The 12,874-nt window shown below is 72.1% G+C and carries 11 protein-coding genes; 3 read left to right on the top strand and 8 right to left on the bottom strand.

Going from position 1 to position 12,874, the window contains the following annotated elements; all coding sequences use genetic code 11:
• On the bottom strand, positions 1 to 1,143 hold the full coding sequence (gene dapE, locus M1R94_RS16460) for a succinyl-diaminopimelate desuccinylase (protein ID WP_374109483.1): 1,143 nt from the start codon (positions 1,141 to 1,143) through the stop codon (positions 1 to 3).
• An 89-nt stretch (positions 1,144 to 1,232) separates the two neighbouring features.
• Between dapE and dapD the strand changes: the two genes are divergently transcribed.
• Entirely contained in the window at positions 1,233 to 2,165 is a 933-nt protein-coding gene (dapD, locus tag M1R94_RS16455) for a 2,3,4,5-tetrahydropyridine-2,6-dicarboxylate N-succinyltransferase (protein WP_249382801.1), read from the top strand.
• 4 nt (positions 2,166 to 2,169) lie between these two features.
• Positions 2,170 to 3,060, top strand: coding sequence for a hypothetical protein (locus M1R94_RS16450; protein WP_249382800.1), 891 nt, complete (start codon positions 2,170 to 2,172; stop codon positions 3,058 to 3,060).
• Between the two features lie 18 nt (positions 3,061 to 3,078).
• On the opposite strand, the gene M1R94_RS16445 is transcribed toward M1R94_RS16450, so the two are convergent.
• The 3 genes from M1R94_RS16445 to fdxA form a co-directional block, all read right to left on the bottom strand.
• The gene (locus M1R94_RS16445; protein ID WP_249382799.1) at positions 3,079 to 4,377 is read right to left on the bottom strand and encodes a citrate synthase; all 1,299 of its coding nucleotides are present in this window, start codon (positions 4,375 to 4,377) and stop codon (positions 3,079 to 3,081) included.
• 285 nt (positions 4,378 to 4,662) lie between these two features.
• Positions 4,663 to 5,790: a succinyldiaminopimelate transaminase gene (dapC, locus tag M1R94_RS16440; protein WP_249382798.1), complete on the bottom strand. Its 1,128-nt coding sequence runs from the start codon at positions 5,788 to 5,790 to the stop codon at positions 4,663 to 4,665.
• Positions 5,791 to 5,827: 37 nt separating this feature from the next.
• Entirely contained in the window at positions 5,828 to 6,154 is a 327-nt protein-coding gene (gene fdxA / locus M1R94_RS16435) for a ferredoxin (RefSeq protein WP_249382797.1), read from the bottom strand.
• Positions 6,155 to 6,242: 88 nt separating this feature from the next.
• On the opposite strand from fdxA, the gene M1R94_RS16430 reads away from it, so the two are divergent.
• Positions 6,243 to 6,545 (top strand): putative acetyltransferase, encoded by a 303-nt coding sequence (locus M1R94_RS16430; protein ID WP_249382796.1) that lies wholly within the window; start codon positions 6,243 to 6,245, stop codon positions 6,543 to 6,545.
• A gap of 271 nt (positions 6,546 to 6,816) precedes the next feature.
• Here the strand turns inward: M1R94_RS16430 and M1R94_RS16425 are convergent, their stop codons facing one another.
• From M1R94_RS16425 to M1R94_RS16410, 4 genes are read right to left on the bottom strand one after another with little or no spacing between them, the layout of a single operon-like run.
• On the bottom strand, positions 6,817 to 9,633 hold the full coding sequence (locus M1R94_RS16425) for a VanW family protein (protein ID WP_249382795.1): 2,817 nt from the start codon (positions 9,631 to 9,633) through the stop codon (positions 6,817 to 6,819).
• Between the two features lie 52 nt (positions 9,634 to 9,685).
• Positions 9,686 to 10,078, bottom strand: coding sequence for a DUF6113 family protein (locus tag M1R94_RS16420; protein ID WP_249382794.1), 393 nt, complete (start codon positions 10,076 to 10,078; stop codon positions 9,686 to 9,688).
• A gap of 5 nt (positions 10,079 to 10,083) precedes the next feature.
• The gene (locus M1R94_RS16415; RefSeq protein ID WP_249382793.1) at positions 10,084 to 11,079 is read right to left on the bottom strand and encodes a PIG-L family deacetylase; all 996 of its coding nucleotides are present in this window, start codon (positions 11,077 to 11,079) and stop codon (positions 10,084 to 10,086) included.
• 2 nt (positions 11,080 to 11,081) lie between these two features.
• Positions 11,082 to 12,839, bottom strand: a complete 1,758-nt coding sequence (locus tag M1R94_RS16410; protein ID WP_374109482.1) for a BCCT family transporter — start codon at positions 12,837 to 12,839, stop codon at positions 11,082 to 11,084.
• Positions 12,840 to 12,874: the final 35 nt, after the last annotated feature.

The following is a 12,874-nucleotide window of genomic DNA, read 5'->3' as shown; positions in this document are numbered from 1 at the left end:
CTATGAGGTCAGCCACGCACTCAGCCCGGCGTAGCAGGCGTAGACCTGGTCCACCGGGCACCGTTCGTCGTCCGCGTGCGCGAGGCTCGGGTCCCCGGGACCGAAGTTCACCGCGGGGACACCCAGCTCGGAGAACCTGGCCACGTCCGTCCACCCGTACTTGGCCGTCGGACGCACCCCGGTCAGCCGCTCGACCGCCGCGGCGAAGTCGGCAGCGACCGGGTGGTCCAGGCCCGGACGCGCACCTCCGGCCGCGTCGGTCACCGTCAGGTCGTACCCGCTGAAGATCTCCTGGACGTGCTCGAGCGCCTGCTCGACCGTGGCCGCCGGGGCGAAGCGGTAGTTGACGGTGACCACGCACTCGTCCGGGATGACGTTCCCGGCGATGCCGCCACGGATCCCGACCGCGTTGAGCCCCTCGCGGTACACCAGACCGTCGACCTCGACCTCGCGCGGACGGTACGCCGCGAGGCGGGCCAGCACCTCGGCGGCCCCGTGGATCGCGTTGACCCCGCGCCACGCGCGCGCCGAGTGCGCCGCCCGGCCGGCGACACGGACCTCGACCCGCAGGGTGCCGTTGCAGCCTCCCTCGATCGCCCCCGAGGTGGGCTCGCAGAGCACGGCGAAGTCCCCACCCACCCAGTCCGGGTGGGTCCTGACCAGGCGTCCCAGACCGTTGAGGTCGGCAGCGACCTCCTCATGGTCGTAGAAGACCCACGTCACGTCCCGGGTCGGTGCCACGACCGTGGCAGCTAGCGCGAGCTGGACCGCGACACCGGCCTTCATGTCGACCGTGCCCCGGCCCCAGACCTCGGCGCTGTCGCCGTCCGCGCTCTCCCAGGTCGGCAGGTTCCCGGCGACGGGGACGGTGTCCAGGTGCCCGGCGACCACGACCCGCTCAGCACGACCCAGGCTGGTCCGGGCGACGACGGCGTCCCCGTCACGGAGCACCTCGAGGTGGTCGAGCCCGCGCAGCGCCCGCTCGACGGCGTCGGCGATCGCCCGCTCGTCGCCGCTGACCGACGGGATGTCGCACAAGGCGCGGGTCAGGACGACCAGGTCGCCCGTCAGGTCGAGCGACGCGACGGGTACGGGCTGGACAGGCGGTGCGGCCGCGTGACCGGGGGCAGGCTCGTTCGACACGGTGCGACCCTACTGCCACCCCCGGGCGGGCACCCGGGGGTCCGGGCGTGCGAGCAGGGTGGTCGCGTGCGGCCTCTAGGCTGGACGGCATGACCGACCTCATGGCCTGGGGCCACGGCCTGGCCACCCTCACCCTCGGGACCGGCACCGTGCTCGACGCCTGGTTCCCCGCCCCGGCCCTGGGCCGTCGACCCGACGACGCCGACGTCCCGTCCGAGCTGTCCGCGCTGGCCGGCACCGACGAGGCCCGGGGGGTGCGGCTCGAGGTCGTCACCGTCGAGATCGACCTGTCCTCCCCGCCCGCCGGCACGACGGACGCCTACCTACGGCTCCACCTGCTCTCGCACCGCCTCGTCCGCCCGCACGGCCAGAACCTCGACGGCATCTTCGGCGTGCTGCCCAACGTCGTGTGGACCGACCGCGGACCGTGCGCGGTCGAGGGCTTCGAGAGCACCCGCCTGCGCCTGCGCGCGGCGCACGGCACTGCCCCCACGGTGCACGGTGTCGACAAGTTCCCCCGGATGGTCGACTACGTCGTGCCCTCCGGTGTCCGGATCGCCGATGCCGACCGGGTACGCCTGGGTGCGCACCTCGCCGAGGGCACCACCGTGATGCACGAGGGCTTCGTCAACTTCAACGCCGGCACCCTGGGCACCTCGATGGTCGAGGGGCGCATCTCGGCCGGTGTCGTGGTGGGCGACGGGAGCGACATCGGCGGGGGTGCCTCGATCATGGGGACGCTGTCCGGCGGCGGGCGCGAGGTCATCTCGATCGGCCAGCGGTCGTTGCTCGGCGCGAACGCGGGCCTGGGCATCCCGCTGGGCGACGACTGCGTCGTGGAGTCCGGCCTGTACCTCACCGCCGGGACGAAGGTCGACCTCGAAGGGCGCGTGGTGGCTGCCCGCGAGCTCGCCGGGGCCCACGGACTGCTCTTCCGTCGCCACTCGATGACCGGAGCGGTGCAGGCGCTGCGCAGGGCCGGTACCGGCGTCGACCTCAACCCCGCGCTGCACGCCAACTGAGCCGATGGGTCGCTCCACGTCGCGCCGCCGTCGATCCGTCCTGCGGGGCGTGCTGGGCACGACCCTCCTGGTGGCGGTGACCGGGGTCGGTGCGCTCGGGGTCGCCGGTCTGCTGGGCCGGCTCGACTCCCCCGCGCCGGTGGTGCGGTGCGCGGCGGCCCTCGACGGCACGGACTGGTACCTCGCGACCGACCAGGCCGACACCGCGGCCCTCCTGGTCGCGACCTCGGTGCGGCGAGAGATGCCGGCCAGGGCCGCCACCATCGCTATCGCGACGGGTCTGCAGGAGTCCAAGCTGCGGAACATCGACTACGGCGACCGTGACTCGGTCGGCATCTTCCAGCAGCGACCGTCCCAGGGCTGGGGCACCGTCGAGCAGATCATGGACCCGGTCTACTCGACCAACGCCTTCTTCGACGGGCTGGCCCGGGTCGAGGGCTACCAGGACCTGCCGGTGACCGAGGCGGCGCAGGCGGTGCAACGGTCGGGCTTCCCCGACGCGTACGCCCAGCACGAGACCCGCTCTCGCGCGTGGGCCTCGGCACTGACCGGGAACTCGACGGCAGCCGTGAGCTGCACGCTGCGCGAGCCCGGCGGGCCAGGTGACCCGGCCGCACTGCTGGCCCGGGCCGAGCGTGACTTCGGGGCTCTGACCGGCGCCGTCGGGCAGGACGGTGCCGTCCTGCTGGACCACTCGGCCCTCGCCGGTGCTCAGGACGACGTCGACCGGCTCGGCTGGGCCGTCTCGCAGTGGGCGGTCGCGGTGGCCTCGCCGCTCGAGGTCGTGGAGGTCGAGCACGCCGGGCAGGTCTGGACCAGGGACTCGGCGGGATGGTCGGTCAGCGACCGTGAGGGCCCGCCCACCGGCCAGGTGAGGGTCGTCCTGGCCGGTTGAGCGGTGCGGTGCGGGCTCTCAGCGGGTCGCGGGGTCGGTGTAGTCGCGCGTCGTCGGGCCGGTGTAGATCTGCCGCGGACGGCCGATCTTGGTCGACGGGTCCTTCATCATCTCGCGCCACTGGGCGATCCACCCCGGCATGCGCCCCACCGCGAACAGCGGGGTGAACATGTTCGTCGGGAAGCCCATGGCCTTGTAGATCAGCCCGGTGTAGAAGTCGACGTTGGGGTAGAGCTTGCGCTCGATGAAGTAGTCGTCGCTCAGCGCGATCTCCTCGAGCCGCATGGCGATGTCGAGCATCTCGTCACGCTTGCCCAGGTTGGACAGGACCTCGTCCGCGGCCTTCTTCACGATCGCGGCCCGGGGGTCGTAGTTCTTGTAGACGCGGTGGCCGAAGCCCATCAGGCGGACCCCGTCCTCCTTGTTCTTGACCCGCTTCATGAACTCGGTGGCGTCACCGCCACCGGCCTGGATCGAGTCGAGCATCTGCAGCACGGCCTCGTTCGCGCCACCGTGGAGCGGACCCGAGAGCGCGTTGATCCCGGCAGAGACCGACGCGTACAGGTTGGCCTGGCTCGACCCCACGATGCGCACCGTCGACGTCGAGCAGTTCTGCTCGTGGTCGGCGTGCAGGAGCAGGAGCACGTCCAGGGCCTTGACCATGGTGGGGTCGAGGTCGTACGCCGAGCCGTTGGGCTGGAAGGCCATCCGCAAGAAGTCGGCGACGTAGCCGCGGCCGCGGTCGGGACCGATCATCTCCTGGCCGACAGAGCGTCGGAACGCGTAGGCGGCGATGGTCGGAGCCTTGGCGAGCAGCAGCACCGTGGCCAGCTCGACCGTCGCGGGGTCGAAGGGGTCGACGCTCTCGGGGTAGTAGCCCGGCAGCGCGGAGACCGCGCTGGACAGCACCGCCATGGGATGGGCGTTGGTCGGGAAGGCGCCGATCAGTGCCTTGAAGTTGTCGTGCAGGTGCGTGTGGCGCTCGACCCGCTCGATGAAGGCCGAGAGCTGGTCGGGGGTGGGCAGCTCACCATGGGTGAGCAGGTAGGCGACCTCGAGGAAGGAGGACCGCTCGGCGAGCTGGTCGATGGGGTAGCCGCGGTAGAGCAGCACGCCGTCGTCCCCGTCGATGTAGGTGATCGTGGACTCGCACGACGCGGTGTTCATGAACCCGGGATCGACGGTGACCATCCCCGTCTCCTTGAGCAAGGACGACACCACGATCCCGTCGTTGCCTACCGATGCACCGACCACGGGCAGGTCGAGCGTCCGTTCGCCGACGTGAAGAGCCACCGGAGTGGTCACGGTCTCAGTCATACGTCTCCTCCTAGCGGTCCAGCACGTCGTCGGCACCTGACGGGTCCGGTCCGTGCTGGTCGAGCGTCGTCGGCCTCGACGACGGTACCTGTGCGGAGAGGCCCAGGCCCACTCCGCAGTGGGCTGAACGTCCCTTTCGCCGCGTGATCCGTGTCACATGGCGTTTCTCGTCATCTCCCCTGCTCTGCCTTAAGTGTTTGTCAAAGATAGACCAAGTCTGCACCGTGCGCGTCCATGTCGGTGCGGGAGTCCGACGCGTCGCGCAGACCTGTCGAGCGGGGTCGGTCAGGCTCCCTGGAGCCGCGCGGCAGCCCGCGCCACCGCGTCGTCCGACGCGGTCAGCGCGATCCGGACGTGGCGTGCGCCCGCGGGACCGTAGAAGGCGCCCGGCGCGACCAGGATGCCCAGCTCCGCCAGGTCGGCGACCGTCTGCCAGCAGTCCTGGCCTGCACCGGCTGCGCGGGCCCACAGGTACAGCCCGGCCGGCGACGCCTCGACCTGCAGACCGGCAGCCTCCAGCCCATCCAGGAGGACCCTCCTGCGCCGGCGGTACCGCTCACGCTGCTCGGCGACGTGGTGGTCGTCGGCGAGGGCTGCGGTCATCGCCACCTGGACCGGACCAGGGACGATCATCCCGGCGTGCTTGCGCACCTCGAGCAGGCGGGACACCAGTGCGGGGTCACCCGCCACGAACGCCGCCCGGTAGCCGGCGAGGTTCGACTGCTTGGACAACGAGTGCACCGCGAGCAGGTCGGTGTGGCTGCCGTCGCACACGCGCGGGTCGAGCACGCTCGGCACGCCCGCACCGGCCCACGGCTCGTCCCAGGCGAGCAGCGCGTAGCACTCGTCGCTGGCCACCACAGCGCCGATCCGGCGCGCAGCGACCACCACCTCGCGCAGCTCGTCGACCCCCCGCACGCGACCCGTCGGGTTGGACGGTGAGTTGATCCACACCAGCCGGACGTCGTCCCGACCGGACCAGGCCGCGACGTCGTCGGCCGGGAGAGGCTGCGCGCCGGCGAGCCGCGCCCCGACGTCGTACGTCGGGTAGGCCACCTCGGGGTGCACCACGACATCACCCGTCCCGAGCCCCAGGAGCGAGGGCAGCAGCGCCACGAGCTCCTTGGAGCCCATCGTCGGGAGCACCGCGGTCGGGTCCAGGTCAGTGACAGCGCGGCGCCGGGCGAACCAGTCGACCACCGCACCGCGCAGGGCAGGTGTCCCGTGGGTCGTGGGGTAGCCGGGCGAGTCCGCCGCCCCTGCGAGCGCCTCGCGCACGAGAGCCGGCGTCGGGTCCACCGGCGTGCCGACCGAGAGGTCGACCATGCCGTCCGGGTGGGCGCGTGCACGCTCCGCGTAGGGGACCAACGAGTCCCAGGGGAAGTCCGGCAGCGCGCCGGCCAGCAGACCCACCGCTACCCGACCAGCGCCCGGGCGCGCGAGGTGGTCCTCACGCCTCGGTGTTCTGCGGTGGCAGGGCGGCGATGATCGGGTGGTCGTAGTCGATCTCGCCGAGCTTGGCGGCGCCACCCGGCGACCCCAGGACGTCGAAGAACTCGACGTTGGCCTTGTAGTACTCGCTCCACTGCTCGGGGGTGTCGTCCTCGTAGTAGATCGCCTCGACGGGACAGACAGGCTCGCAGGCTCCGCAGTCCACACACTCGTCGGGGTGGATGTAGAGCGAGCGCTTGCCCTCGTAGATGCAGTCGACCGGACATTCCTCGATGCAGGCCTTGTCCTTGACGTCCACGCAGGGCTGAGCGATCACGTAGGTCACGAGCAGTACCTCCCAGAGCCGAGAGCACGCCGTTGGCGCACCGCCCTAGTATCCCTCAGGTGAGACGGTGCGCGACGAGTGGTCCACGATGAGCGAGACCGACCCTGAAGGGCGCCCGCCCGAGCAGCCGACCGGGCGACCGGCGGGCCTCGGACCGCCCCCCGCGTGGTGGACGTGGGCACCAGGCACCCGGGTCGTGGTGCGTCGGCGGCTGCCCGAGGGAGGCTTCAGCGACGTCCTGGGCGACGTCCTGAGCAGCGGGGCGCACGGCGTCCGCATCCTGACCCGCACCGGAGAGGTCGACGTGCCGGCCGGCCAGATCGCCCTCGGCAAGCCGATCCCTCCGCCGCCCCCGCGACGCGCGCCTCGCAGCGCCCCGCCGGACGGGTGAGCCCGGCCCTGGTCGTGCCCGGCACCTCGCTCGGGCGTCATCGGGCAGGCTCAGGCGGACCGAGCCACATCGCCCACAGCGCAGGCCCGTCCGGCACGGGATCGAGGTGTCCCCGGCTCACGAACGCCCAACCACGCCGCGACGGCATCGCTGCGGGTAGCGGTCGCCGGAAAGACCCAGCACATCAGCGGGTCGTCCGCGTAGGCGCGCGCGAGCAGCGTCCTGATCTCCGGGACGCTCGTCCCGTCCCGCGCCGCCACGCCCTGTGGGCCTAGCCTGCGGGTGGCTGCTCGGGCGACCCCGGGGCCGGACCGCAGACGATCGCGTTCTGCGGCTGGTACTTCCAGCTGTTGGACTCCTCGTGCTGCACCTCACCCTCGAGCAGCAGCCGACGCGTCACCGTGACCTGGAAACCGGGGTTCCCGGCCGACTGCGAGATGCAGCCCGCCGAGGTGTTGTAGACCGTCTTGGGCGCCACGATCCCCGACCGGCCGCTCGTGGAGTGCTCGACCGTCCAGTAAGGGGTGCTCCACACCGCGACGTGCAGGCGCCCACCAGCCACCCACGACTGCAGGAGCACGCCGTACGGGGTGTTGTTCCCGAGCTTGACGTCGAGCACACCGTCGTAGATCGTCGCCTCACGCCCCTCGGGGTAGCGACTGAAGTAGTAGCTGTGGGGGCGGTGCTCGACATCCTCCAGCCCGGCGAAGAACCCTGCGTTGTACACCGTGGTGCCCATCTGGGACAGACCACCACCCGTTCCCTGGGTGAGCACACCGTTGACCACCACGCCGGCCTGGCGGTAGCCCCCCGCCGTCGTGATCGGTGCGAGGGTGTCCGTCAGGCTGAAGACGTCGTCGGGGCGCAGCAGGGTGCCGTTGACCCTGCTCGCGCCCAACGTCAGGTTGTGGTTGCGGTCTGCGTCGTTGGTCAGCGGGGTCGAGAACTCGGCGACCTTGGTGGTCACCCCGAGACCCTCGAGCTCTGCCGTCGTCTGCTCGGGGTCCACCTCGACCAGGTCGACCCGGGCCGTGCGGTCCGAGGCCGTCCCGGCGGCCGCGACAGCCGCGCCGACCTGCTCGGGATCGAGGGTCGTCCCCTGGACCCCTCCGACGATCACCGGCACACCGTCCTGGAACTCGAACGAGGCGTCCGCGGGCGAGATCAGCAGGTCGGTCGTGCGGACCACGACCGCCTCGACCAGCGCTGCACCGTCCATCACGAGCTCGAGCCCACCTTCGTGGGGGACGAAGGTCGCGGCCGAGGTCACGACGTCGACCGGGAGCTCGGCGAGCTGCTCGCCCACGGCGACCGCGACCGGTGCCCGGGCGAGCGGGCCGGCCAGCGTCGCGACCGTCTCGTCGACCTCGGCCTGGGTGATGTCCGGCTCGGTGACGAGGGTCGGCAGGTCGATCGGGCGCGGAGCCGTCAGCCACCCGTCGACCAGCAGCCCGGTCGTGCCGTCGACATCCAGAGCCGTCCCCGCGACGGCATCCGTGGTCTGGGGTGTCCCGTCGACGAAGAGGACGGACCCGTCCACCGGGGGCGTGACCAACGAGTCCTCGAGGACGGTGACAGCCGCGGCGAGCGCATCGCCGTCGACCTCGGTGACGGGGTCGACCACGCCGACGCCGAAGACCTGGTGCCAGAGGCGTGCGGGCTCCAGGCTGAACCCGGTCATCTGCGCGACCGTCGCGTCCGTGTCGAGCACGAGACCCGCAGCGACCGGGTCGAGGGTGGTGCGCTTCTCCCCGGCCGCGACCGGGAGCGGCTCCGAGGTCGCAGCCCGCAACGACTCGTCGAGACGTGCCACCGCCTCGTCGGCCTCGAGACCGCCGATCTCGACCCCCGCGACCGTCGCGCCGGGCGGAACCCTCTCGGCCCAGAGCCACTGCGCACCGACGTAGGCACCACCGAGCACCACCAGGACCGCCCCGACCAGACCGAGGACCCGGTGCCACCGGCGTGGGCGCCGTTCGTCGGGGAAGACGTCCATCGGCGAGCCGTCCCGTCCTGGCGCCGTCTCGTGCCCGACCGGGGCGGCGTGCGCGGAGGACTCGCTCCGGGGCTCGGTGCGCTCCGGGAGCCCGCTCTCGGGACTCGGGTCCGGGCCCGGCTGCGCGGAGGGCACCGGCGGTGAGGGCCGGGTCGACACGCGCGCGGGAACGGGGGCCGGGTCTGCTGGTCCGGAGCGGCTCTCCCGGTCCGCGGACGCCGAGACAGGTGTCGACGGACCCGCGACCGACGCGGTGTCGAGCGAGGTGGTCGCGGTGTCCTGGGCGGTCGGATCGGGCACCGGGGAGCGGGACCACGACTGGGGTGTCCACACCGCGGTGTCGTCCAGGGCCGGCGCTGTCGAGTCGTCGGGCGCCGGAGCGTGCTGGTCTCCCGACGCGTCGCTGTCGGTGTCGCCTGCGGCGTCTTCGGACGCGGGTGCATCCGGCGCGACCGGCGTGGGCACGTCCGGTGAGGGCTGGACGGGCTCGGTCTGCCGAGGGCTCCCGTCGCCGTCGGAGCGACCGATGGTGTCGGACGGCGAGCCGGTGGCTACCGGGACCGACTCGTCGACCGGCTCGGGACGGGTCTGCGCGTCGGGAGCGCTCGGCTCGGTCGCAGGTGCGCTCGGCACGGGCTCGGCCGACTCGGGGCTCGCTGCCTCTGCCTCAGCCTCAGCCGGATCGGGCCCGATCGCCTCGGGCTCGGCCACCTCGGGGGCCGCTGCCTCCGGTTCGGCCGGCTCCGGCTCAGTCCCAGGCTCGGCCGGCTCCGGCTCAGTCCCAGGCTCGGCCGGCTCCGGCTCAGTCCCAGGCTCGGCCGGCTCCGGCGCGGCCACCTCGGCGGCCGCTGCCTCCGCCTCTGCCTCTGCCTCTTCTGGCTCAGCCGACGCGGACTCGAGCGTCGGCCCAGGAGCAGGCGAGGTCTCGGGAGCGGTCACGGCTACGGTCTCGTCTGGATCGGCCAGCACCTCGGGAGGCGCAGTCTCGTCGGACGGAGCCACAGCCTCCGTGGGCGTCTGCTGCATCGTGCCCGAGGGTGCCTCGGCGGTCGGGTCGTGCGCGTCGCCGTCCGGCCGTCGCTCGTCCGTCATCTGTCCCTGGTCTCCCCGCAACACGACGGGGCCACCCCCCGCCGGCGCGATTCTACGTGCTGCCCGGCCCGTCTCTACCAGGACGCGAGCGCGCCTCGTCGACGAACCACCCCCGAGGCGCGAAGGCAGCGACCGCATACAGCCCCAGGTGCCCGTAGGCCCAGATCACGCTCAGGCTCTGGGCGGGGATGAGCACGTCACCACCGGGACCGCGGCCACCCATGAGCTGGACGGCGAGGAACGTCCCGGCTGCGACCGCGAGAACCCCGGCGAGCCCCGACCACGCCCGGGCGAGCACCGCGGCCGAGAGGACCGTTGCCAGTGCGAGGACGAGGCCCCACGGGACCATCGCGCGGTGCACAGCCGTGCCGACGACTCCCACGACGAGTCCGACGAGCAGCGCTCCGGCCCAGCGCGCGAGCACGCGACCGCTCAGGGGTTCCACGGCGGTCAGGCTACCTGGGTCACGCCCTCGGGCCAGACCACCGTCCGCCCCGGGCCTCCCGGCGCTGACCGGTAGGTCTCGTGCCTGAGCAACGGTGCGAGCACCCCGTTGCTCAGGGCGTAGCTTCCCAGCCGGTGGGCGGTCGGGACGTGGGTCCGCACAGCCTGCACCTGCGTCGCGTGGGCCAGAAGAGCATCACGCACCCTCGGCAGCACCGGCGCGACCTCCACCATCACGTCCACGGCGGTGGAGGGGACCGCACAGGACGGCACCGGACCCGCCGGGTCCGGTGCGGTGAGCAGGGACGGGGAGCCCGGGCGGGAGGCACCCCCCGCACCGCCGGCATCGGCCAGCTCCCGCCACGCGGCCCGCAGGGATGCCTCGTCCAGCACGGTCCAGAGCACCATCGGGACGGTGAACGGTCCGGGCACCATGGGTGCTGTGGTCCCACGGGCCTCGGCGAGCTCGACCGCACGGTGCATCACCGCGTGCGCCCGGACGTGGTCGGGGTGCCCGTAGCCGCCTCCGGGCTCGTATCCCACGACGACCTCCGGCTGCCGGTCGAGGATCACGTCGGCCAGGCGTCGAGCGGCGTCGTCCAGGTCGACCGAGACGAAGGCGCCGTGGGGCAGACGCTCGGCGGCAGCCGCCTGTCCGGCACCCACCCAGGCCATCCCGGAGTCCACGAAGCGACGTGGGACGCCGCGTGCAGGAGCCGGCAGGTCGGGGGACGGCGCCACCTGGTCCAGGAAGAGGTGATCGGTCACCCCGAGCGCGGTCAGTGCACCGGCCAGCTCGGCCTCGCGGTGGGCGGCCAGAGCCGGCCCGTCGCCCTCGAGCGAGGCCCTGGCATCCCCGATCACTTCACCGGCCTCTCCCCGGGTACAGGTCACCACGGTCACCGGGCGGCCGGCCGAGGCCCACGTCGCCAGGAGTGCGCCGTTGCTGAGCGTCTCGTCGTCGGGATGGGCGTGGACGGCGAGCAGACCTCCGCGTCGCAACGTCAGGTCCTGGGTGGGGGGAGGGACTCCGGGCCGGCGTCGGGTCGTGACCGAGCCGATCGCCGCGGACCTGTCGCCTGCGCGCGTGAGGCCTCGTCGAGCATGGTCGTGACGTGACCGGTGACGTGACCGGTCACGTGCGCGGTCAACCGGTCCCTGAGCACCAGCCGCTGGGCCCGGAGGAGCAGCTGGTGCTCGTCGTGCAGGGCACGGGTGGTGGCGAAGGCCATCCCGATCATGACCACGCTGAAGGGCAGCGCGATGAGGATCGCCGCCGTCTGCAGGGCCAGGAGACCACCGGCGATCAGCAGGGCGATCGCCAGCAGACCCTCGAGCGAGGCCCAGGTGACCCGTACGGCTGTCCGCGGGTGCGGGTTGCCGCCGGTGGCGAGCATGGCCACGACCAGCGAACCGGAGTCGGAGGACGTGATGAAGAACAGGGCGATCAGGACGATGGTCAGGACGGACAGCACGGCACCCCAGGGCAGCCCCCCGAGCAGGTCGAACAACGCGTTCTCCGGGACGACGCCGCCGTCTTCCCCGATCAGGCCGCCGTCGCCGAAGAGCTCACGGTAGATCGCGCTCCCGCCCAGGACGGAGAACCACAGGAACGTGATGAGCGTCGGGACCAGGAGCACCCCGCCCACGAACTCGCGGACCGTGCGGCCGCGAGAGATGCGGGCGATGAAGACCCCGACGAACGGTGCCCACGAGATCCACCAGCCCCAGTAGAAGGTGGTCCAGCCGGCCTGCCACGCCTCACCCTCGGCACCGGCGAAGGCACTCACGTTGAAGGTCATCGGCAGGACGTTTGCGAGGTACACGCCGATCGACTGCACGAAGTCACGGAGCAGGAAGAGCGTCGGACCCAGCAGCAGCACGGCCAGCAGGAGAACTCCCGCCAGCATGACGTTGATGTTCGAGAGCCACTTCAGCCCCCGGTCCAGGCCTGAGACCACCGACAGCGTCGCCAGGGTGGTGATCACGATGATGATGACGACCTGCACGACGGTCGTGGAGTCCACCAGCCCGATGTGCTCGAGCCCGGCCGCGATCTGCAGCACGCCCAGTCCGAGCGAGGTCGCGACCCCGAAGATCGTACCGACGACGGCCGTGACGTCGATGAGGTCGCCCCACCGGCCCTTGACCCGGTCACCCAGGAGGGGCTCGAGGGCCCAACGGATCGAGACAGGACGCCCCCGCCGGTGGATCGAGTACGCGAGCGCCAGACCCACCACCACGTAGATCGCCCACGCGTGGACCCCCCAGTGGAGGTAGGTCTGGGCCATCGCGGTCTCAGCGATCCGCTCGGGAGCGCCGGCCACCCCGGGCTTGGGGGACGCGAAGTGCGTGAGCGGCTCGGCGACGCCCCAGAAGACGAGGCCGATGCCCATCCCGGCGGCGAACAGCATCGCGAACCAGGGCCGCACCCCGAACTCCGGCTCGTCGTCGTCCTTGCCGAGCTTGATGTCGCCCCAACGGCCCAGACCCACCCACAGGGCGAAGGCCACGAAGGCAGCGACCAGCAGCACGTAGTACCAGCCGAAGACACCGATCACGTTCGACTGGATCGCCCCGATGGTCCGCTCGGCCGCGGCCGGGAAGATGATCGCCAGCAGGGCGACGGCAAGGATGATCGCCATCGAGGGCCAGAAGACACGGGGCGCCACACCACCCCACCCACGGCCGTATCGGGGCTCGTCAGCAGGCTCAGGATCGCTCGGCGGCGGTACGGGCACGGCAGTTGATGACTGGACCATCCCCCCACCGTGGCAGAGTCGGCCGCCCCTTGTCC

This window comes from Actinotalea alkalitolerans, from assembly GCF_023369855.1.
Classification (GTDB): Bacteria; Actinomycetota; Actinomycetes; order Actinomycetales; family Cellulomonadaceae; genus Actinotalea.
The sequence above is the reverse complement of the archived record's forward strand: the minus strand, read 5'-3'. Positions and strand labels throughout refer to the sequence as shown.

What these genes read in the sequence shown, in the direction of transcription:
- dapD (WP_249382801.1), top strand. Translation starts at nt 1,233, where the DNA reads ATGACCGACCTCATGGCCTGGGGCCACGGCCTGGCCACCCTCACCCTC.
- M1R94_RS16450 (WP_249382800.1), top strand. Translation starts at nt 2,170, where the DNA reads ATGGGTCGCTCCACGTCGCGCCGCCGTCGATCCGTCCTGCGGGGCGTG.
- M1R94_RS16445 (WP_249382799.1), bottom strand. Translation starts at nt 4,377, where the DNA reads ATGACTGAGACCGTGACCACTCCGGTGGCTCTTCACGTCGGCGAACGG.
- M1R94_RS16430 (WP_249382796.1), top strand. Translation starts at nt 6,243, where the DNA reads ATGAGCGAGACCGACCCTGAAGGGCGCCCGCCCGAGCAGCCGACCGGG.
- M1R94_RS16425 (WP_249382795.1), bottom strand. Translation starts at nt 9,633, where the DNA reads ATGACGGACGAGCGACGGCCGGACGGCGACGCGCACGACCCGACCGCC.
- M1R94_RS16410 (WP_374109482.1), bottom strand. Translation starts at nt 12,839, where the DNA reads ATGGTCCAGTCATCAACTGCCGTGCCCGTACCGCCGCCGAGCGATCCT.